Source organism: Acetobacterium sp., from assembly GCF_041752335.1.
In the GTDB taxonomy this organism is placed as follows: domain Bacteria; phylum Bacillota; class Clostridia; order Eubacteriales; family Eubacteriaceae; genus Acetobacterium.
The window spans coordinates 1-20,486 of sequence record NZ_JBGSHG010000003.1 but is presented as its reverse complement, the minus strand read 5'-3'; the positions used below and the strand labels follow the sequence as shown (position 1 = coordinate 20,486).

Below are 20,486 nucleotides of genomic sequence, written 5' to 3'. Positions count from 1 at the left end.
CATGTAAACGTTGCCGATATAAAAAGAATATGGAGGTGACACCATGAAAACAGAGGTTTTAATCATTGGTGGTGGTGTAATTGGTGCTTCCATTGCACATCAGCTGGCAAAATATAATCTGGATATTATATTGGTAGAAAAGGCAAGCGATGTGTGTATGGGGACGAGTAAAGCAAACTCGGCAATGATTCATAGCGGTTTTAATATTGATGGTGGCACATTAAAAGGTAAATTAGTATTAGCAGCAAATAAAATTGTCAAGCAATTGTGTGAAGATCTGGACGTTGATTTACTGAAACCACTGGGGTCAATTACGGTAGGATTCGAAGCGTCAGATTTGGAAAAAATGAAGCAAACCATGGAGAATGGAATCAAAAATGGCATCCAGGGGATGAAACTGATAGATCAGAAAGAATTACATGAGATGGAACCCCATTTGAATCCAGACGCAAAATACGGCCTATTCGAACCAGAAACGGGAATCATCAATCCTTTTGAATATACCGTTGCACTGGTAGAAAACGCTGTGATCAATGGAGCGAAAGTGATGCTGGATACAGAAGTTCTGGATATTATGATTGAAAATAAAACTGTAAAAGGTGTTAAAACAAATAAAGGCGACATCGAAGCCAAAGTGATTATCAATGCAGCTGGATTATATGCTGATAGCATAGCAGCAATGGTTGAAGACATTGATTTTGAAATAAAACCCCGAAAAGGACAATATTTTCTCTATGATAAAAAATGGAGAGATATTCTGACCTACACCATCTATTCAGCACCGACGAAGGTATCAAAGGGAATGATCGTTGTACCGACGATAGATGGCAATATTCTGGCTGGTTCCAATGCCGAAGCCCTCGAGGATAAAACAGATTTGCGAACAACAACGGAGGCCCTTGATCAGATCTATACCAGCACAATTTCACACCTATTTCCCGAGCTACCCAGAATGGGGGAGGTGATTACCACCTTCACCGGGCTGAGAGCAGCCAGCAGCAATGAAGATTTCATCATTGAACCGGCAAAAACGGTGACGGGAATGATCAATGTCGCGGGTATTCAATCACCAGGGTTAACCTCGGCCCCGGCAATTGCAGCCATGGTCGAGGAGCTGGTTCGAGAGCAGAATCTGGAACTGGACTTTTCGCCAAAAGCTAACTATGAAAAAGGTCGTAAAACACCGGTCATGCTGGCTGAATTATCCTATGAAGAAAGAAATGCGTTTATTGAAAAAAATCCGGACTATGGTGAAATCATCTGTCGCTGCGAATCAATCAGCAAGGGGGAGATCAAAGATGCCATTCACCGGCCGGTACCGGCAACTAACATGGATGCCATTAAGCGCCGGGTTCGTGCCGGGATGGGACGCTGCCAGGGTGGTTTCTGTGGCCCCAAAGTTCTGGGTATTCTCAGCCAGGAGCTGAACATATCTCCCCTTGAGGTGACGCAAAAAGGCAATAAATCCTTCGTGCTGGCTGCCAGAAACAAGGAGTTACCTTTATCAGAAGGAGATCAAAATAATGAAAAAATTCGAGTATGATCTGGTTGTCATCGGCGGTGGTCCGGCTGGTCTGGCAGCCGCATTGGAAGCTAGAAAGAATGATGTCAAAAATATTCTAATTTGTGAAAGAGCACCCTACCTGGGTGGGATTTTGCAACAATGTATTCATAATGGTTTTGGTTTGCAATATTTCAAGGAAGAGCTAACCGGCCCGGAATATGCTAGTCGGTTTATCGAAGCAGTTGAAAAATCGGACATCGACGTGAAACTTGGCACAATGGTGATGGAAATTCTTGATGATAAAAAAGTCATTGCTGTCAACCGGGATGATGGCATGTTTGAAATCAATACCAAAGCTCTGATTTTGGCGATGGGCTGTCGGGAACGAACCCGCGGGGCGATTACCATTCCGGGTAGCCGTCCGGCCGGGATTATGACCGCCGGTACTGCTCAAAGCTACGTCAATCTTGAAGGTCTTATTCCTGGCAAGGAAGTGGTTATTCTGGGATCCGGGGATATCGGTCTGATCATGGCAAGACGTTTGACGTTAGAAGGTGTTAATGTTAAAGGGGTTATTGAGTTGATGCCTTATTCAACGGGACTGATCCGTAACAAGGTACAGTGTCTCGATGATTTCAGTATTCCTTTGCTGTTGAGCCATTCCATTGTGGAGGTTCATGGCAAAGAAAGATTAGAAGGGGTAACGATTGCCGAGGTGGACCAACGGCTTAAGCCAATCAAAGGAACTGAACAGTATGTCAGTTGCGATACCCTGCTGTTGTCAGTGGGATTGATACCGGAGAATGAATTGTCCAGTAAACTGGGCTGTGAAATCGATAAGGTCACTAGAGGACCGGTGGTAAATGAAAAACGGATTACCAACATTCCCTGGGTGTTTGCCTGTGGTAATGTACTGCATGTTCACGATCTGGTTGATAATGTAACCCAGGAAGCGGAGATTGCGGGAAAAGCCGCCGCTGCTCTGATCAATCAGAATGTCATTGAAGCTGAGAAGAATGTGATCATTAGCTACGATCAGAATATTGGCTATGTCGTTCCACAACATATTGATGCCCTCAACAACAAGGAAAAAACTGTCAAATTCTTCCTGCGAGTCAAAAATCCCGATGAGGATGTTCGCCTGGTCGTTAAAGATAACTTTGATAGAACCCTGATGAACATTAAAAAATCAATTGTTGAACCAGGTACGATGGTGACATTTAATTTACCACGTGAATTTCTGACGAAGGATACTTCATCAATTAATATTACGATTGCCCGGGAACTGGCAGAATAAAGATGGAGGTTAAAAGCATGGAAGTAACAAAATTAATATGCATCGGTTGTCCCAAGGGGTGTAATATGACCGTTGAACACAGCGGAAAAGTCATTGACAAAATATTGGATTACGGCTGCAAAATTGGCCTTGAATATGCCAAAAATGAGTTTGCCGAACCGAAACGAATTATCACAACGACCGTCAAAATAAAAGCCGGCGAGTTACCCTTTGTACCGGTCAAGACCAAAGACCCGGTCAACAAAGAGAAAATATTTGCAGTCATGAAGGAAATCAGCAAACTGGAGATCGATTCACCAGTTAAGGTCGGAGATGTGGTTATCTCCGATATTGCGGGAACCGGCGTTGATATTGTCTGTACCCGGAATATTAAAAAAGTTTCTTGAGCGAAAATGCAGTCTCGGAGTAAAACGCCAAATTTGGATAATGGATGTTGATAAAGCGGAATTATCAAACTATTCCTATTAATATCCTTTCGATAAAAAACAGTAGTCACTCAGGTGTAAGAAATACTATCAAAGAGATAAAGAGTCACAATTGGTTACGGTGGTTTGATTTCATATAGCGATCTGATAAGCCTCTCTGAGTTATTTCCTGTGTTTCAAAAAATTGTTTTTGAAATAGAGCGTTTACACACAATGTTATAGCTGTCATATCGTTTAAGAAAGGATCTGAAGCAATGGTTAACGTTAGTATGGAAAACAAAGTCGTCATAGTGACAGGTGCAGCAAAAGGGATTGGCCGGGCAATTGCACTTAAAATGGCAGAAGCGGGTTGCCTGGGTTTGGTGATTAATGACTTGCGAATTGACGAGTATGCTGAATCGTTGGCAAAAGAGGCACAAGCATACGGTGTCAATGTCTTGTTAATGGCAGGTGACATGAGTAAGGAAGAGGATGTTAAGAAGTTGATCGACATAACAACTGAAAAATGGAACCGTCTTGATGTGATGATCAACAACGCTGGAATTGCAAAAGCAAATAATTTATTTGATACATCGACAGAAGATTGGGATCAGGTCATCTCTGTTAATATGCGGTCAGCTTTTCTAGGGATGAAATATGCGGCAGCATATATGAAGGATCACGGTGGCGGTAGCATCATTAACATGGGTTCAATAGCTGGGATTACCGGTGGAAGTACCAGCCCTGATTATGGCGCATCAAAAGCAGGAATCCTGGCCCTAACAAAGTATGGAGCAAAATTTTTGGCAAAATATAAAATACGTGTCAATGCGCTTGCACCTGGAACGATTAATACAGAAATGATCAAACGAAATTTTGAAAACTTGGAGCCTGAAGAGCTCCAAGAGCGTTTATCGGCAATACCAATGGGAAGAATGGGAGAACCAGAAGAAGTTGCAAAGGTAGCCTTGTTCTTTGCTTCCGACTTGTCTAGTTTTATCACGGGAGATTCATTAATGATTACTGGAGGAAGAAATACCTGAGTTGATGGATCGGTCATTTTAACGTGTTTAAGAATTTAAACGAGCTGGATTATGGGAATCCTGCTGGTATTAAATAGAGCTTCACAAATTCTTTTACTGTAGGAGGTAAATGATGAACACGAAACCTTGTTTTATCGGATTCGATTGTGGGACAATGGGTACAAAGGTGGCATTGTACGACATTGACGGAACATGTCTGGCTGAGGCTTTTTCCGAAAATGCTTTTTCTTACCCACATCCAGGCTGGGTAGAGATGAGCGCGTCGGCATACTTTGAAAACATTGCCAACGGGATCACGGAATGTCTGCAGAAATCAGGGGTGCCGGGTTCTGCCGTCAAAGGGATATCTTCCAGTGGTATTGTTGATGGAACGGTTCCTATCGATGAAGATTTCAATCCAGTAGGTCCTTTCATTCCTTATCTTGACATGCGTGCCCAGGAGGAAGCAACTCAGATTCGTGAAAACTGCGAGCCAATTTGGGTGGAAGAAAGTGGTAAATCTGGAATTGGTCCGGACTGTGTTCCGATGGTTTTAAGATGGTTGTACAAAAATCGTATTCCGTATGTCGAAAAGGCAAAAAAATTCGTTAACATCGCGCCTTTTGTTACAGGTAAACTGGGTGGACTGAAAGCTAAAGATGCTTATGTTGACTGGTCCCATGCATCTGGATGGTTGGTTGGTTTCGATCTCAAAAATAACTGCTGGTCTGAACGTCAATTTAAAATGTTTGAAGTACCAATGCACGTTCTGCCGAAAATTGTAGCCCCCTGGGAAGTAGTTGGCTATGTATGCAAAGAAGTTGCAGATCGTACCGGTTTACAGGTAGGTACACCGCTGGTAGCAGGAGCTGGCGATTTAATGGTATCTACGCTTGGAGCGGGCGTTGTTGGCGCCGGACAAGCTTTTGATGTGGCGGGAACAGCGTCAATTATGACGTTTATAACAAAAGATATTAATGCCGCCATTAAAAATGAAGTTTTAGTAACAAGTAAGCATATTTTTGCAGATGAACTCTGTTTATGGGGCTGTCTGTCGTCCGGTGGATTTTCGCGAGGCTGGTATCGCGATGGAATTCTCAATCTGAAAGGAATTTCGCCGGCCTATCCCATGATGGATAGTTTAGCTGATACGGTTCCGGCAGGAGCTCTCAATCTCCTTTTTGCGCCCTATCTGACGGGGACAATGACTCCCTCATGGCCTGATGCAAAAGGAACCTTCATGGGATTGACTCCGAATCATAATCAAGCTCATCTGTGGCGAGCAATGATGGAATCGGTAGCCTATGAATATCTGATGTTCTTGCGATCATTGGAAGAACAGGGCGTGTATTATGACCGCGTCATTGGTGTTGGTGGTGGCGCAAAATCAGCGATCTGGGATCAGATCAAAGCTGATATGCTCAATGTCCCCTACACACTTATTTCTACACAGGATACAGGGGCATTGGGGAACTGTGTAATTGCGGCTCATGGAACAGGCTATGTTTCGGATATGATAAAAACCGTGAAAGAATGGTCAAAAGAAACCCGGACTTTTACACCGAGAACTGAATATAATGAATTTTATAAAAAAGTATTTGAAGTTCGTCAGGAAATTTTCAATGGACCTCTTGATGAGATTTTTAAAATGTGGTCAAGAATTGAATCAATCCAACCGCCAAAATAAGTGGCTAATCCAGAAATCAACAATATAATAGGTTTTCAGTAGATAGACGAGAACTTCGATAAAACTTGGAAGAAATTTATGTGTCATGTTATAGATACTGATGTATGAATTAAGCCCAGCTTTGGAAGTTGGGCTTTTTATCTGTTTACGAATAAAATTAAATCGGCTGTTGCTTGATTTTAGTCATCATTTTTATAGAAATATGCTATAATAAAAAAAAATAGGCATGACCCATCATAAGTATGATGAGTTAAAAAGGATAAAAGTGGAGGGTTAACCTTAGTATCCGATTTTTTAGTCAGATGTATTAGAGAGGTAATATGATGAACAAAAAACCAAATTATATTGTAGATTTACATAGTCATACCACGCGGTCTGATGGGGGCGATACGCCTCAAGAATTTATCACCAATGCAGCAGCCTTGGGTATGAAGGTAATCGTTATCACCGATCACGATATTCTTCCCCCAGATCGAATCGAAGTCAATGGTGTAATGGTTGATCCGGTTCTTTATGCAAAGAAAAAAGGAATCAAACTTTTGCCGGGAATTGAATTTTCCTGCGAAACCTTGGTCGAGGATGTACACATCGTAGTATTAGGGTGCGACTATACAAATCCTAAAATATTAGAAATGAATGAGAAGATTGTCAAAAGTAAAATCTACTCATATCAAAAGCTTTTGGATGTTCTGGCTGATAATGGTATCGATATTACTTGGGATGAGGTGTTGAATTATGATGATATTCCCCGGGATCCCGAGGATGTTCAGAAGAAGGTAATCTTTAATCTGATGGCTGAAAAGGGCTATACCAAAACCTGGAGTGAGGCAAAATTATTAATCAGAAACAATCCTGAATTCAGTGTAAAACGAGAAAAGCCAGATCCCGTTGACATCATCAGTATCGCCCATGAAAGCGGTGGGATTGCCATTTTAGCGCATCCCTATCTGATTGATGAGACGGTCATGACCAAAGATGGGATGATGACTCGAGAAGCCTATATTGATAAATTGATCAACGCTGGGTTAGATGGTATCGAAGCCAGCTATACCTATGATAAGACGACCTATAATGGACCAAATACAAAGGATGAGATTATCGCTAAGGTTAAAGCAGATTATGAAGACCGTGTAAAAATTATTTCAGGTGGTTCGGATTATCATGCTGACTATAAAAAGACCGATAAAAATGTCAGAAACATCGGCGAGTGCGGTGTTACCCTGGAATATTTTAACAGCAATGAGCTTTTGAGGAATCTGTGATCGGTTTCTAAAAGTTTAAAATTTTAAGGGAGGCTGGTTATGATTATAAAAAACAAGGAACCGAGGGCATACCAGTATATTATTTTTGATTTGGATGGAACCTTGGTAGATACTTGTCCAGATATTATCGAAACGATAAAGTATATCATCGATCGCTATAGTTTTGAACAGAAAGAGGATTCGTTTATTCGGAGCTGTATTGGCGGGGGTGCCCGGAATGTGCTCATCCAATCGCTGGGTAAGGATAAGGAAACCCTGATCGATCAAGAAATATTGCCACTATTTGTTGATTATTACACTGAAAACTGTGATAAAAAAACCTTTGCTTATGACGGTGTGGAAGATGTACTGGAATATTATAAACACAAGGGGAAATCATTGTCGGTGGCTACTTTCAAAATCAGAAGTGCAACCGAAAGAATTTTAAGAACACTAAAATTATATGATTATTTTGACATCCTGGTGACAGCGGATGACGTTAAAAACCCCAAACCTCATCCTGATTGTATTAATGCGATTCTCGAGTATTATAATTGCAGGAAGACTCAAGCGATTCTCGTCGGGGATACCAAAACCGATTATCTCACTGGTACAAATGCAGGCATTGATGTTTGCGGTGTCACTTTTGGATATGGCGCTCCGGAGGTCGTAAGATCATTAAATCCAACCTATGTTATTGATCGTATGGAAGAGCTTAAAAAAGTTGTTTTATAAAATAAAAATAGGAGGCATGAAGTTATGGTTGATTTATCAAAAATGGATAAAAATGCCCTCGGAAAGTGTTTCGATCACTCGGTGTTGCCTAAAAACACCACTGAAGCTGATATCCGGTCCGGTTGTCGTGAGGCAGTAGCCTATAATTGTGCCGCATTTTATTCTGCGACACCCTATTGGACCCCCGTGGTGGTGGATGAACTGAAAGGAACAGATATTCATATTGGAACCGGTCTGGATTTTCCCTTTGGCGCATCAGCGTCGATTGTTAAAGCCTTTGAAACAGAACAGGCGGTTAAAGCGGGTTGTACCGTGTTAGACCTTGTGATGAACGTTGGGGCTTTGAAAGACAAAAGATATGATGTGATCAAAGGGGAATTGATGGATTTTAAAACCGCAGCTCAGGGTCATATCACCAAATGTATTATGGAAGTTTGCTATTTAACTGATGAAGAAATTGCGACGGCTTGCAAGTTGATTGCAGAAGTGGGCATTGATTATGCCAAAACCTCAACCGGGCAATTCGAAGGACCCAGTATGGATCAGTTTTTAGTCATGAAAAAAACCTTGACCGGAACCGATGTAAAGCTGAAAGTTGCCGGCGTGAAATTTCCACGGCCGCAAAATGCCTATGCTTTTATCTTAGCTGGTGCTGATCTGATTGGCACTCGTGCGGCGGTCGCGATCATTGAGGCACTGGATCAAATGCGGGAAATCGGTATCGTACCGCAATTAAAACTTTAAGATCTTGACGCAAAAAATCCTTCTGAGTTGGCATACGTGCCAAATACGTTCATAAAATAGTAAAATTTTATAATGATAAAGGAGATTTTTAAGATGGGTAAGTATTTAATCGGGATTGATGTGGGAACAACTGGCACAAAGGCGATGATTCTTGATAAAGAAGGCAAAATCTATGGCAAAGGATACGGAGAGTACCCCTGTAACTATCCCAATCCCAATTGGGTTGAGCAGGATGTGGATTTGTTGGTCGAGGAAACCTATAAAGCATGCAAACAAGCGGTCACATCATCAGGACTTGATCCAAAGGAAATTGAGGCAGTGGGATTTTCTTGCCAACGGGCAACTTTTGCGCTGGTAGATAAAAATAATCAGGCCATCGATAATATTTTTTATGGCTGGCAGGACAATCGTGGTGCGGAGATCTTAGAAGAAGCGATGGCTCTGGTGGATCCGGATACTTTCTTTAAAAGCACCGGCATGCCAATGGCACCAACCTTCACTTTTATCAAATTGTTGTGGTTAATGAAAAAAAGACCAGAACTGTATGAAAAAACGAAGTACGTGGCGATGATGCCGGAATACATCCAATATTGCTTTGGCGCGGATGATTTTTATTGTGAGGTGACCAATGCCTGCACATCTGGGTATCTTAATCCCAATACAATGGATTGGGCGGATAATATTATCAATGCTTTTGGCATAGATAAAACAAAATTACCAAAATTAGTGAAGCCAGGTGATATTGTCGGAAAAGTGACACCAGAAACCGCAGAGAAAACGGGCCTGGCTGTCGGCACGCTGTTAGTTGCCGGAAGTGGCGACCAGCAATGTGCAGCGATCGGTGCCGGCGTTATTGAAGACGGTTATGCTTCTTTAACACTTGGGACTGCCGGTCTTCTGGTCGTTGGCACAAAAAATCTGGTGCTTGAAGATGTTCCTGGGGTTATGGCAACTTCATCTGCATCATTGGGATTATACAATCTTGAGGGAATCCAACTGGGTGCTGCTAGCAGTTATCGATGGGCAAGGGATGAGTTGGCTGAAATTGAAGTTGCGTTCGGGAAAAAGACCGGAATGGATCCCTATGAAGTGATGGATTATCATATTCAGAAAAGTCCGATAGGATCGAAGGGGATTGTCTTCATGCCGTTTCTGACGGGGTCAGGTTATCCTTATTGGAACCCCGAAGCAAAGGGGATCTTTGCCGGGATTACTTTCGCCCATTCTAAGAGTGATATGATTCGTTCGGTCATGGAAGGTATCACGCTGGAAAGTAAGGATATGTATGAAACCATGAAAAAATCCGGCGTGATTTTGAAACAATTAGCCATCACCGGCGGAGCTACAAAATCCGGAGCATGGCGTCAGATCATTGCCGATATGTTTGGGGTTCCCATTCGCAAACTGGAAATACCCGATGCCACCATTGTGGGAGCGGCTGTTATCGCAGGTGTTGGCGCCGGGTGGTTTAAGGATGTCACCGAAGGCGTCAATTCAATGGTTCGTTATCTGGAAACCATTGAACCCATACCTGAAAATGTCAAGAAGTATAATGAAATTTATGACATTTACAAAAATTTGTATACAGCATTAAATGATAATAGCATATATTCACAATTTGCTAAATTAAAATAAACAGATATGGATCAATTTTGGCGGATGCTCTTTTAATTCTATTGCGTCTATGATAAAATGAAAGATATTTTTGCTGAATAAACTGCACAAAGGAGTTATATGGAAGGAAGTATTGATATGTACAAAATTAAGCGAGAAAACCCCAAACCATTGTACATACAATTGGAAGAGTTAATCCGCAATAACATCGAAGAAGGTATTTGGAAGCCGAATACAGCGATACCATCTGAGAGTGAAATGAATCGGTTGTACGGGGTTAGCCGCATGACAATACGTTCAGCGTGTTCTCAATTGGTACAGGATGGTGTTCTCTATCGCGTTCCTGGTAAGGGCACCTTTGTCGCAGAACCCAAGATAATGACGGAATCTCTGGCATATATGGGCTTTAGAGAGCAATTGGAGAGAATGGGATATCAAATTACCACAGAGCTTTTAAATGTTACCGAAAAAGATGCCTCGTTGAGTGTTGCAAAGCGTCTGCAATGTCCACAGGGGTCTCCAATACTGGAAATTGAGCGGTTGCGTTTTTTGAAAGGTGAGCCCATTAGCCTTCATTATTCTCGGATTCCTTATGATTTGTGTAAGAATCTAAGTGATCGTGCTCTCGAAGAAGAACAACTTTGTGTGCTTCTTGAAAAAGAGTATAATTTAAAACCCAGCCGGGTTATGGAAACTTTTGAGTCGGTTACGGCTTCGGAAAAAGAGAGCAAACTTTTAAAAGTTCCTCAAGGATTTCCTCTTCTTGTTTTAGAAGATATTCTTTACGATAAGGATGATAAGCCCTTTGAGTATTCTAAGGTAATCTTTCGTGGCGATAAAATTAAATTAAAGTATGAATACCGTAATTAAATTACGGTATTTTTTTTGTAGTGATCCAGATAATGATGAATAGATTTTTGAAAAACATATCTGTCAGTCATCATTTAAAACTGGTGCCAGTGTGGTATCCCTGAAAAAGGTGTTGGCATTAAAGAGGTACAATATGTCGGTGATTTGAGCATCGGTGATGAGGGCATCAATGCTGTCATAATAGTAACGGGGATCAATTACTGTGATCTCGCTGTAAAACGGTACTAAAAAGGGGATAAAGGCGTTGGCATAAGAATCCTTGATCACCAGCAGATTTTTTCCATTCGCCACCGGACTTTTAATTTTAATAATGGGATGGTTGCCTTCCAGAAAAACCGCATACTTGTCCTTTCCCTTTAATTGTTCGCTGTCATAAAGGGAAGGGGATTTTTTTTGTTCTTCCACATAATTTACCACCGAATAGGTATCTCCGCTTTTGGGAACATAAACATCAATGGTATCAGTGGCAAAGGTCAGATAGCCGCTTTTAGAAACCAGCGCACCAGAAAACGAATGAGTGACAGGATAGACAGTATAGGCATCGGGGTCTGGTTTGATCGCCATGGCATCGGCAACGCCCTGAAAAGAAAGCCAGGCACCCAGGGTAGTCCAGTGATGATCGGTTTTATAATAGAGCAGTTGGTCCTGATTCTGTTCCAGAACTGGTCTGGGATCAAGGATCGTTAATTTTTCGTTTAAGCCCGCAGTAAAACCATCGATATAGTCGTTTTGACTCAAAACCGGGGCATATGCCGGCAGTTTTTTATCGCTGACACTAATCGCATTGGGAACCAGCATAAAAAAGTGGTTGAGATCGGGATGTCTTTCAGCAAAGGTGTTTATTGCGGTTTTTGTTTGTTCGACAGCATCAGCAGGAAAGGGATCAAAGTTTTCGATTAGGGTGGAATTTTCACCCAAATAAACCCCATTAGAGCTATTTTTTCCCATCAGTCGATCGATACTGGTTTTGGTATAAATCCAGAAATTTCGACCGATTAACTGGTCGGCCGTGTATTTTTGCATTTTCTTCATATATCGGCCATCGATGATGCTATCCACCGAAAAACGGGGTAATTGGGTTAAAATCCGGTTTTCGTTTTCGGACATTTTAGTGTCCGGCAGGATTAGTGAAGCCAGTGGAAAAAAAATGATAATCCCAACAAAAAGAAGGCACAATAGATTAATATATTTTTTGTAAAACAGAGAATGGGAGTATTGATCATGTTCACGGTGGTTATCTTGTTTTCGCATAATGCTTCACCTAAAATCTAAAATATAAGAATGGATTATATGTTTCGGTTACTAAATAAGCGATGGATAAAAACATGATTACGCTGTTGAGTCCCAGTCCAAAGGGAACAACCCAGTTTTTTTCGCTGTGAATCAGTTTGTTATAGCGTTGATGGACAATCGGGGTGCAGCAGATCCCGCAAATCACCAATAGAATAAGACTGGTGTACAAGTAATAGAGTCCGGTTGAATCGACCAGTGATGCACCAGCGGTAAAAAACATCACCCGGAGGTAAGACAGTGCAAAACCGATATCCGGACTGGCAAAGAAAACCCAGCCGATCACCACCAGAATAAGGGTATAACTGTGCTGAATGAACTTTGGCAGTTTTTCCAGCAGGGCCTTTAAAAATACTTTTTCAGCAAAAAGGATCAGCCCATAATAGCCGCCCCAGATGACGAAATTCCAGCTGGCGCCATGCCAGAGTCCAGTTAAAAACCAGACAATACAGAGGTTTAGAAATAACCGGGAGATGGGGACACGGTTTCCGCCCAGTGGGATATAGAGGTATTCTCTGAACCAGGTGCCCAGAGAAATGTGCCAGCGTCGCCAGAATTCTGATACGCTTCGGGAAATATAGGGATAGTTGAAGTTTTCCAGAAATTCAAACCCGAACATTTTCCCCAGCCCAATGGCCATATCCGAATAGCCGCTGAAGTCGAAATAGATTTGGAAGGTAAAGGCAATAATCCCGATCCAGGCGGTGAGTACTGATAGTTCGCCCACGTTCATCGCAGAAATAAGGGTCCAGACATAGCCGATATTGTTGGCCAGAAGGACTTTTTTGCCGAGACCCTGGATAAAACGTTCGACCCCGAAGCCAAATATTTCCTGATTTAGTACCCGGTCCGAAAGTTGATCATCGATATCCTTATAGCGAACAATGGGTCCAGCGATCAGCTGGGGAAACATTGTCACATATAAACCAAAAGAGATAATATTTTTTTGAACCGGAACCTTCCCCAGATAGATATCGATGACATAAGATAGGATCTGGAAGGTATAAAAGGAAATTCCAATCGGTAAGGGCAGTGGGGTATAGGGGATAGCCAGACTAAAGATCTGGTTAACGGTGTCGAGCAGAAAGCCCCAGTATTTAAAAAAGAATAAAAATCCCAGATTCACAATGACGGTGAAAATAAAAATACGTTTTCGGACTAAATGGGGCTTTTTTTCCATCAGAATCCCCATGCCAAAGTCGAAGGCAATGGTGAAAAGCATTAAGAAAACATAAACGGGTTCGCCCCAGGCATAAAAAAACAAACTGACCAGAAGCAAAATCAGGTTTTTCCCCTGTTTTGGGATAATGGTATATAGAATCAAAGCAATGGGTAGAAAAGCAAAAATAAATAAGATACTGCTAAAAACCATGGCCACTCCTTACTGATTATTTTTGATGCTTTTGACAAAGGTATCTTTTAATGTGGACGCATCATGTGATACGCAATAAAAAAGAGTGTTTCCCACAATTTTAAACTCATAATTATCAAGCAGCGCGACCTGCTCAGGTCCGTACCCCCCAAAGCTTTCCTGCTGCATGGCGTTGCGGGTATCTACTGCGGCTTCAACCAGATCCAGTTGGGCGGGATCATTGACTTTAATCACCAGGAGCTCGGAAACATCCATATAATTTGCCGGGACGTAAATCAGCATTTCCTGATAGTCATTAATATTGAGTCCGTAATAACGTTTCAAGGCTTTGCCATCGCCTTTCTCCATCCCGCCGAGATTTTGAGAAGCAGCCAGCAGATCGGACTCCACCTGCGATAAGGGTGGCTGTTCCGCCGAGTGACAGCCAAAACATGGCAGCGCGAGTATTAAAATGAACAGTAGCACAGCAAATTTTTTCATGATGTTCCAATTCTATAATAAATTTTTCAGATCGCTGTTATTAACAAGGGTATCCATCCATAGGGGGTAAAATTCCCGGATCACATGGATGCCATCCTGCTCATGATACTGAGGATTATTTTTTAAAAAGGTATAGGTGTCGATATAATGCACATTTTTTCGTTTCGCCATTTCGGCAAGGGCGGCATTATAGGTCTCAATCTGACTGAACTCGGGATTTTCCTTGAGGGCTTCATTGGTAACCGGAAAAATACTGCAAATGTAGATTTGCGTATTGGGCAATTGCAGACGAACTGAGTCGATCATTTTTTCATAATGACTGAGATAGGACTCCAGTGTATTGTCGGGATGACTGATGTCATTGAGTCCCAACTCGAAAAAAACATTTCGGGGGGCCAGATTGACCAGGTCAGGCACATCTTCCAGACTGTTTTCGGTGGATTTTCCCATCACTGCTACCAGTGAGGTAGGGCTTAGAAAACCGTATAAACCAAGTCCTTCGGCGATGGAATCGCCAAAAACAACGGCATTTCCAAATAGCGCCGAATAATCACCGGAATCAACAGCTTTTCGTTTCATAAAATCAATTTTTTCTTCCATCGTATAAAGGTCACGGGTTTCCAATGCGGTGAGGACCTCGATACCTTCGTCCAGTTTTGCTTTTTCTCGGGAGACACTTTGATAGTGAATAATCAAGGTAATCATAATAATGGTACAGGGTACTAGAATAATAATGGCAAGATTTTTATTAAAAAGTTGTTTTATTTTTTCAAACATGGGGCAGCACCTTTAATTGTAAAATTTGTATAGTTAAACATATCACAAAAGATGGTTGTAATTCAATGTCTGTTTTGTAACAAATTAATATTTTGTCGTTACGAGTTCAATTCGCAGAAATGAAAAAAAGGAGTTGAAAATAATTGGTGAGATTATTTTCAGACTCCGTTTTAAATGATTCAGATCAAAGGTATTAACATTTATCCATGGTTCTGGTAGCGACCACATCAATCCCAAGACCTAAAAGATCTTTGATGACAACGTCACCGGTTTTGATGGGAGCTTCTACAACAACCTGGTTAATAACGGCCATAGCATCAAAAATCTGGCCTTTGGGGATGGGCTCTGCAGTCTTAACCGGCAGACGGGGAAGCATGGCGTTTTTAATCACCACAGTGGTGGGAATAACCCGGGTTGGGTTGGTCATTTCATTGACAGCGTATTTGGGACCACGTTTACAGGTGTTGCCAGTAACCTCGTAGGTACCATCGGCTTTTTCCTCAATGGTCATTTGGCACCCGATGGGGCAAACAATACAGGTCATATCTTTTTTCATTATTTTGCCTCCTCTACGACAAAGCGGATTTCTCCGGCGGGATATTGAGCTAAAACATCTTTTGCGATTTTGAAATTTACCATTTCAGCGGGCAGTAATTTCTTTTCTTTTTTGGTGGCGATTAACTGGTCGCCGATATAAGCATTAACAACCTTATCCTTAAAGACCTGACGCACCCGCATATAGAAGGTGACCTTTTCTTCGACATTCTTCATGGCAACCTGCTGGGGAACAACATAGCCAATGCCGTCGCCGTTGGTGGTGGTAAAGGTGATCTCAGTATCCAGATCGCCCTTGATGTATTTGGCCGCACCTTTACCGGCAAGAACCGCTTCTTCACTAACAAAATCCACTAGGTCATGAACGTGAACGACATTTCCACAGGCAAAAACACCAGGCATGGAGGTTTGACGCAGTTCGCCGACAATGGCACCATTGGTTCGGTTATCCATTACAACACCGGCGTTACGGGTAATTTCATTTTCGGGGATCAGTCCCACTGAAAGCAGCAGGGTATCACAGGGAATAAATTCTTCGGTGCCAGGAATCACTTTCAGTTTCTCGTCTACCTTAGCAACTGTGACTCCTTCTAAGCGATCTTTACCATGGATAAAGGTAATGGTATGGCTTAATTTTAGTGGAATATCATAATCATCCAGACACTGAACAATGTTACGGACCAAACCGTTAGAGTAGGGCATCAGTTCACAAACAGCTTGAACATGAGCACCTTCTAAGGTCATTCGTCGAGCCATGATCAGTCCGATATCACCAGAGCCGAGGATAACCACTTCCTTACCAGGCATGTAGCCTTCCATATTAATAAAACGTTGAGCTGTACCGGCGGTGAATACACCAGATGGGCGATAACCGGGGATCCCGATCGCTCCAGAGGTTCGTTCCCGACATCCCATGGTTAAAACAACAGCTTTGGTTTCAATAATCATGTACCCGTTTTCTTCATTGATAACGTGGATGGATTTGAGATCGCCGTTGTCATGCATATCCAGAACCATGGTGTCCAACATGTAAGGGATATTCAAATCGATTACCTTCTGAATATAGCGTTCGGCATATTCCGGCCCGGTCAATTCTTCGTTAAAAGTATGCAGACCAAAACCATTGTGAATACATTGGTTAAGAATACCACCTAATTCCCGGTCTCGTTCAAGAATCAGGACATTTTCCGCCCCATCATTTTTAGCTTCAACAGCAGCAGCCAACCCGGCTGGTCCGCCACCTAAAATAACAACATCATAAATCATGATTACGCCTCCTCCTTAACGGATTTCGTGTGACCTGAAAGGATATAGGTCGAATCCTGTTGATCATACATAATATCATCCAATGAACAATTCAGTTCCCGGGCTAGAATTTCGACAACACGGGGAGAACAGAAACCGCCCTGGCAGCGACCCATTCCGGCGCGACAGCGTTTTTTAACTGATTTAACGGTTCGGGCCCCCGCACTGCGGTGAATAACATCAATGATTTCACCCTCAGTGATGGTTTCACAGCGACAGATAACCTTGCCGTATTTGGGATCCTCTTTGATAATTTCAACTTTTTCTTCCTCGGTCATTTCATCAAAACGTAGATGCTTGCGAACCTTGGGATTATAGTCGTGATTTTCTTCGATATCTGGGATCATTGGTTTCACAATCTCTTCAACGACATAGTGGGCTACGGCAGGAATTGAGGTCAGTCCTGGTGATTCGTAACCAGCAACATTTATAAAGCCTTTTACCGGTGATTCTTCAATAATGAAATCACCATCGGTGGTGGTAAAGGTGTCTTTGATTGGGGTATTGCGAAGTCCGGCATAGGATCGAATGATTTTATTAAACGGTAGCTCAGGACAGTTCTTAAGGGCATTTTGTTTAATATAATCCAGTCGATCGGTGGTGGTGGAAATATCACCTTTATCAACAGGTTCGGCATCCGGGCCGATTAACAGGTTGCCATGGACAGTGGGAGCAACGAGAATTCCTTTGCCTTTTTTTGATGGACATGGAAAGATAACACTATTAACAAGGGATCCAGCTTCTTTATCGAAGATAAAGTAATTTCCTTTTCTGGCCAGCAGTTGGAAATAAGGTTCGCCAACCATCTCGTAAATATCATCGGCATAGACACCGGCAGCGTTGATAACATATTTGGCTTCGATTTCTCCGCAGTTGGTGGTAATTTTGAAATGTTCATCGACCTTGTCAATGGCAGTAACCATGTGATTCAGTTTCAGGGTGACACCATTGTCGACAGCGTTTTCAGCAGCGTGAATACACAGTTCAAAGGGAGATACAATTCCTGCAGTTGGGGCATAAAGAGCGCCACAAATATCTTCGCTAATATGGGGTTCCATGGCATGAACCTCGTCTTTAAATAAGATTTTCAAATCCGGTACTCCATTTTTCAAACCATTCTGATAAAGTTCATGGATGGTTGCCATCTCGTATTCGTTATGGGCAACAACCAGCGAGCCGCAGCGTTTAAAGGGAACATCCAGATCATCACAAACCTTATCGTACATCAGGTTTCCGGTTGTGTTAAATTTTCCTTTCAATTTAGAGGCTGGGGCATCAAAGCCAGCATGAACAATGGCAGAATTGGCCATTGTAATCTGATTTCCGACATCATTTTCTCCATCTAACAAAACAATGTCCAACTTGTATCGGGTCAATTCCCGAGCAATGTAGGAACCGGCAATACCAGCTCCAATAATGGCGATATCGTACATAATATATTCCTCCTAAGAACTATAAAAAATTAAAAGCCATACAATTTTCTTAAATGAGGATTCATTTAAGAAAACAGTATGGCTCTCCGTTGCCTTGTATTTTATTTTTGCTTATTCTTTCTGTAGCAATCGCTGCTCTTCCCGAATAAGTTCTATTTTATCCCACAACGGCTTGTGAGATGTGCTGGCTGATAAAGCTCCAGCAGCAAGACACGAACGAACTTCTTCCTCTGTCTCTATGAATCCCCCGGTAACAATTGGAATATCGAGTTCCTTTTTAATAGCTGTGATCAGCTTTGGAACCAGGCCAGGCAAAATTTCGATGGCATCGGGCTTGATTTTTTTTGCCGATGTAATTGAAATATCCATAGCAGAAGAATCCAATAGAAATAAACGCTGGACAGTCATTAGACCTTCCTGTTTTGCCCGAGTGATAATATTGTTTTTTGTGGTAATAATTCCCGTTGGCTTGATCTCATCTTTCAGATACTTAATAAAATAATTATCCTGAGAATAACCTTTAATGAGATCCAAATGGGTAAACACGTGTTTGCCAGCTTTGGTACAAAGTTCCACCATTTTTTTTAGATTATAGACGTTACCAGTCAGTAAAAAGATGATCTGCGATTTTGAATGAATAGCATCGTAAATATCTTTCGGATTACGAACAGCGACAATAATGGGGTTGTCTTGAAACATGAGAAGACATTTTCTCGTCGACATAAAACTCCTCCCGGTTGGATCGTATTTGCAAATTCATTATAACACAATCACAAAAATAGGAAAGAGTAAAATCTAAATTGCTGGGGTGTTTTAAACACCCCAACAATAGAATGATTAATGAATTTTGAGATTAAATCGGATTACTCGGCGTCTTCCCAGCCTTTAGAGCATTCAACAGCTTTTAACCAGCCAGTATATAATTTAGCACGAACATCCGCATCCATAGCAGGATTGAATGAACGGTCAAGTTTCCAAGCAGCAGTTACATCAGCTTTGCCATCCCAGAATTTAACAGCCATACCAGCAAGGTAAGCAGCACCCATAGCGGTTGTTTCAACGATCGAAGGACGATCAACAGGAACGCCTAAAATATCAGCCTGGAATTGCATTAAGAAGTCGTTAGCGCAAGCGCCGCCATCTACTTTTAATGCTGCCAATTTGATGTTAGAGTCTTTTTCCATCGCATCCAGAACATCTTTTGTCTGATAAGCTAATGATTCAACAGTTGCACGGATTAAATGAGCTTTGTTGGCACCACGGGTTAATCCCAGGATTGCGCCACGAGCATACATATCCCAATGTGGAGCGCCCAGTCCTACAAAAGCAGGAACCATATACACGCCATTGGTATCAGCAACTTTATTACAGTAGAATTCGCTGTCTGGTGAAGAATCAACTAATCTTACTTCGTCTCTTAACCATTGGATTGCAGCACCAGCTACGAAGATAGAACCTTCTAATGCGTAATCCACTTCGCCATCTAAGCCCCAGGCAATGGTAGTAACCAAACCGCTGTTTGATTTAACCGGTTTGTCGCCAGTGTTCATCAGCATAAAGCAACCGGTTCCATAAGTATTTTTAGCCATACCAGGTTCGAAGCAAGCTTGTCCAAAGAGGGCAGCTTGTTGGTCACCAGCAGCGCCGGCAATTGGAATTTCGGTTCCATAAAGGGTGGTAGTTCCATAAACAGCTGATGATGGTCTAACTTCTGGTAACATAGAAGCTGGGATATCCAGTTCTTTTAACATTTTTTCATCCCATTTAAGGGTTTTAATATTAAATGCCATAGTACGGGAAGCATTTGAATAATCAGTTACATGTACCTTACCATCGGTTAATTTCCAGATTAACCAGGTATCAACGGTTCCGAAAGCGAGTTCGCCTTTTTCTGCTCTTTCACGAGCACCAGGAACGTTATTTAAAATCCAGTTGATTTTTGTTCCAGAGAAGTAAGCATCGATTACAAGACCGGTGTTATCACGAACATAGTCTTCTAATCCACGGGCCTTAAGTTCATCACAGAAAGATGCGGTACGACGGCATTGCCAAACAATGGCATTATAAATAGGTTCGCCAGTTTTTCTGTCCCAAACGACAGTTGTTTCACGTTGGTTTGTGATACCGATAGCAGCAATATCTTCAGCGGTAGCGCC

Annotated in this window: 19 protein-coding genes; 10 read left to right on the top strand and 9 right to left on the bottom strand. The window is 42.0% G+C overall.

The features are described 5' to 3' along the window. Positions 1–43 precede the first annotated feature (43 nt). The 10 genes from ACEW8F_RS00280 (at position 44) to ACEW8F_RS00235 (ending at position 11,118) form a co-directional block, all read left to right on the top strand. Positions 44–1,543 carry an NAD(P)/FAD-dependent oxidoreductase gene (locus ACEW8F_RS00280; RefSeq protein WP_373481472.1) on the top strand — a complete coding sequence of 500 codons (1,500 nt, stop codon included), beginning with the start codon at positions 44–46 and terminating at the stop codon, positions 1,541–1,543. Continuing rightward, positions 1,524–2,801, top strand: a complete 1,278-nt coding sequence (locus tag ACEW8F_RS00275; protein ID WP_373481471.1) for an NAD(P)/FAD-dependent oxidoreductase — start codon at positions 1,524–1,526, stop codon at positions 2,799–2,801. Before ACEW8F_RS00280 ends, ACEW8F_RS00275 begins: the two co-directional genes overlap by 20 nt. Positions 2,802–2,818: 17 nt before the next feature. Further along, entirely contained in the window at positions 2,819–3,187 is a 369-nt protein-coding gene (locus tag ACEW8F_RS00270) for a DUF1667 domain-containing protein (RefSeq protein ID WP_373481470.1), read from the top strand. A gap of 308 nt (positions 3,188–3,495) precedes the next feature. Next, a complete protein-coding gene (locus ACEW8F_RS00265; protein ID WP_373481469.1) occupies positions 3,496–4,248 on the top strand; it encodes an SDR family NAD(P)-dependent oxidoreductase in 753 nt (250 codons plus the stop codon). Between the two features lie 109 nt (positions 4,249–4,357). Further along, positions 4,358–5,914, top strand: a complete 1,557-nt coding sequence (locus tag ACEW8F_RS00260) for an FGGY-family carbohydrate kinase (RefSeq protein WP_373481468.1) — start codon at positions 4,358–4,360, stop codon at positions 5,912–5,914. A gap of 320 nt (positions 5,915–6,234) precedes the next feature. Continuing rightward, positions 6,235–7,176 carry a PHP domain-containing protein gene (locus ACEW8F_RS00255; RefSeq protein ID WP_373481467.1) on the top strand — a complete coding sequence of 314 codons (942 nt, stop codon included), beginning with the start codon at positions 6,235–6,237 and terminating at the stop codon, positions 7,174–7,176. Between the two features lie 39 nt (positions 7,177–7,215). Further along, the gene (locus tag ACEW8F_RS00250) at positions 7,216–7,890 is read left to right on the top strand and encodes an HAD family hydrolase (protein ID WP_373481466.1); all 675 of its coding nucleotides are present in this window, start codon (positions 7,216–7,218) and stop codon (positions 7,888–7,890) included. Positions 7,891–7,914: 24 nt separating this feature from the next. Next, positions 7,915–8,634 (top strand): deoxyribose-phosphate aldolase, encoded by a 720-nt coding sequence (deoC, locus tag ACEW8F_RS00245; RefSeq protein ID WP_373481465.1) that lies wholly within the window; start codon positions 7,915–7,917, stop codon positions 8,632–8,634. Between the two features lie 93 nt (positions 8,635–8,727). Further along, positions 8,728–10,269 (top strand): FGGY-family carbohydrate kinase, encoded by a 1,542-nt coding sequence (locus ACEW8F_RS00240; protein WP_373481464.1) that lies wholly within the window; start codon positions 8,728–8,730, stop codon positions 10,267–10,269. A 99-nt stretch (positions 10,270–10,368) separates the two neighbouring features. Further along, positions 10,369–11,118 (top strand): GntR family transcriptional regulator, encoded by a 750-nt coding sequence (locus tag ACEW8F_RS00235; RefSeq protein ID WP_373481463.1) that lies wholly within the window; start codon positions 10,369–10,371, stop codon positions 11,116–11,118. A gap of 63 nt (positions 11,119–11,181) precedes the next feature. Here ACEW8F_RS00235 and ACEW8F_RS00230 read toward each other — a convergent pair whose 3' ends face one another. The 9 genes from ACEW8F_RS00230 to glpK all read right to left on the bottom strand — a co-directional run. Further along, positions 11,182–12,369: a DHHW family protein gene (locus ACEW8F_RS00230; RefSeq protein ID WP_373481462.1), complete on the bottom strand. Its 1,188-nt coding sequence runs from the start codon at positions 12,367–12,369 to the stop codon at positions 11,182–11,184. Between the two features lie 10 nt (positions 12,370–12,379). After that, complete coding sequence (locus ACEW8F_RS00225) at positions 12,380–13,780, bottom strand: MBOAT family protein (RefSeq protein WP_373481461.1); 1,401 nt, start codon at positions 13,778–13,780, stop codon at positions 12,380–12,382. Positions 13,781–13,789: 9 nt separating this feature from the next. After that, the gene (locus tag ACEW8F_RS00220) at positions 13,790–14,260 is read right to left on the bottom strand and encodes a DUF4358 domain-containing protein (RefSeq protein ID WP_373481460.1); all 471 of its coding nucleotides are present in this window, start codon (positions 14,258–14,260) and stop codon (positions 13,790–13,792) included. Positions 14,261–14,272: 12 nt separating this feature from the next. Then, positions 14,273–15,037, bottom strand: a complete 765-nt coding sequence (locus ACEW8F_RS00215; protein WP_373481459.1) for a GDSL-type esterase/lipase family protein — start codon at positions 15,035–15,037, stop codon at positions 14,273–14,275. A gap of 193 nt (positions 15,038–15,230) precedes the next feature. Continuing rightward, complete coding sequence (locus tag ACEW8F_RS00210) at positions 15,231–15,593, bottom strand: DUF1667 domain-containing protein (protein WP_347411479.1); 363 nt, start codon at positions 15,591–15,593, stop codon at positions 15,231–15,233. Next, positions 15,593–16,858 carry an NAD(P)/FAD-dependent oxidoreductase gene (locus ACEW8F_RS00205; protein ID WP_373481458.1) on the bottom strand — a complete coding sequence of 422 codons (1,266 nt, stop codon included), beginning with the start codon at positions 16,856–16,858 and terminating at the stop codon, positions 15,593–15,595. Before ACEW8F_RS00205 ends, ACEW8F_RS00210 begins: the two co-directional genes overlap by 1 nt. Positions 16,859–16,860: 2 nt before the next feature. After that, positions 16,861–18,330: an NAD(P)/FAD-dependent oxidoreductase gene (locus ACEW8F_RS00200; RefSeq protein WP_373481457.1), complete on the bottom strand. Its 1,470-nt coding sequence runs from the start codon at positions 18,328–18,330 to the stop codon at positions 16,861–16,863. A 111-nt stretch (positions 18,331–18,441) separates the two neighbouring features. After that, the gene (locus ACEW8F_RS00195) at positions 18,442–19,053 is read right to left on the bottom strand and encodes a glycerol-3-phosphate responsive antiterminator (RefSeq protein ID WP_373481456.1); all 612 of its coding nucleotides are present in this window, start codon (positions 19,051–19,053) and stop codon (positions 18,442–18,444) included. A gap of 140 nt (positions 19,054–19,193) precedes the next feature. Next, positions 19,194–20,486: glycerol kinase GlpK (gene glpK, locus ACEW8F_RS00190; protein WP_373481455.1), on the bottom strand; the 1,293-nt coding region annotated here is incomplete at its 5' end.

Coding starts and splice junctions, on each gene's coding strand:
- ACEW8F_RS00280 (WP_373481472.1), top strand. CDS start 44: ATGAAAACAGAGGTTTTAATCATTGGTGGTGGTGTAATTGGTGCTTCC.
- ACEW8F_RS00275 (WP_373481471.1), top strand. CDS start 1,524: ATGAAAAAATTCGAGTATGATCTGGTTGTCATCGGCGGTGGTCCGGCT.
- ACEW8F_RS00270 (WP_373481470.1), top strand. CDS start 2,819: ATGGAAGTAACAAAATTAATATGCATCGGTTGTCCCAAGGGGTGTAAT.
- ACEW8F_RS00265 (WP_373481469.1), top strand. CDS start 3,496: ATGGAAAACAAAGTCGTCATAGTGACAGGTGCAGCAAAAGGGATTGGC.
- ACEW8F_RS00260 (WP_373481468.1), top strand. CDS start 4,358: ATGATGAACACGAAACCTTGTTTTATCGGATTCGATTGTGGGACAATG.
- ACEW8F_RS00255 (WP_373481467.1), top strand. CDS start 6,235: ATGATGAACAAAAAACCAAATTATATTGTAGATTTACATAGTCATACC.
- ACEW8F_RS00250 (WP_373481466.1), top strand. CDS start 7,216: ATGATTATAAAAAACAAGGAACCGAGGGCATACCAGTATATTATTTTT.
- deoC (WP_373481465.1), top strand. CDS start 7,915: ATGGTTGATTTATCAAAAATGGATAAAAATGCCCTCGGAAAGTGTTTC.
- ACEW8F_RS00240 (WP_373481464.1), top strand. CDS start 8,728: ATGGGTAAGTATTTAATCGGGATTGATGTGGGAACAACTGGCACAAAG.
- ACEW8F_RS00235 (WP_373481463.1), top strand. CDS start 10,369: ATGGAAGGAAGTATTGATATGTACAAAATTAAGCGAGAAAACCCCAAA.
- ACEW8F_RS00230 (WP_373481462.1), bottom strand. CDS start 12,369: ATGCGAAAACAAGATAACCACCGTGAACATGATCAATACTCCCATTCT.
- ACEW8F_RS00225 (WP_373481461.1), bottom strand. CDS start 13,780: ATGGTTTTTAGCAGTATCTTATTTATTTTTGCTTTTCTACCCATTGCT.
- ACEW8F_RS00220 (WP_373481460.1), bottom strand. CDS start 14,260: ATGAAAAAATTTGCTGTGCTACTGTTCATTTTAATACTCGCGCTGCCA.
- ACEW8F_RS00215 (WP_373481459.1), bottom strand. CDS start 15,037: ATGTTTGAAAAAATAAAACAACTTTTTAATAAAAATCTTGCCATTATT.
- ACEW8F_RS00210 (WP_347411479.1), bottom strand. CDS start 15,593: ATGAAAAAAGATATGACCTGTATTGTTTGCCCCATCGGGTGCCAAATG.
- ACEW8F_RS00205 (WP_373481458.1), bottom strand. CDS start 16,858: ATGATTTATGATGTTGTTATTTTAGGTGGCGGACCAGCCGGGTTGGCT.
- ACEW8F_RS00200 (WP_373481457.1), bottom strand. CDS start 18,330: ATGTACGATATCGCCATTATTGGAGCTGGTATTGCCGGTTCCTACATT.
- ACEW8F_RS00195 (WP_373481456.1), bottom strand. CDS start 19,053: ATGTCGACGAGAAAATGTCTTCTCATGTTTCAAGACAACCCCATTATT.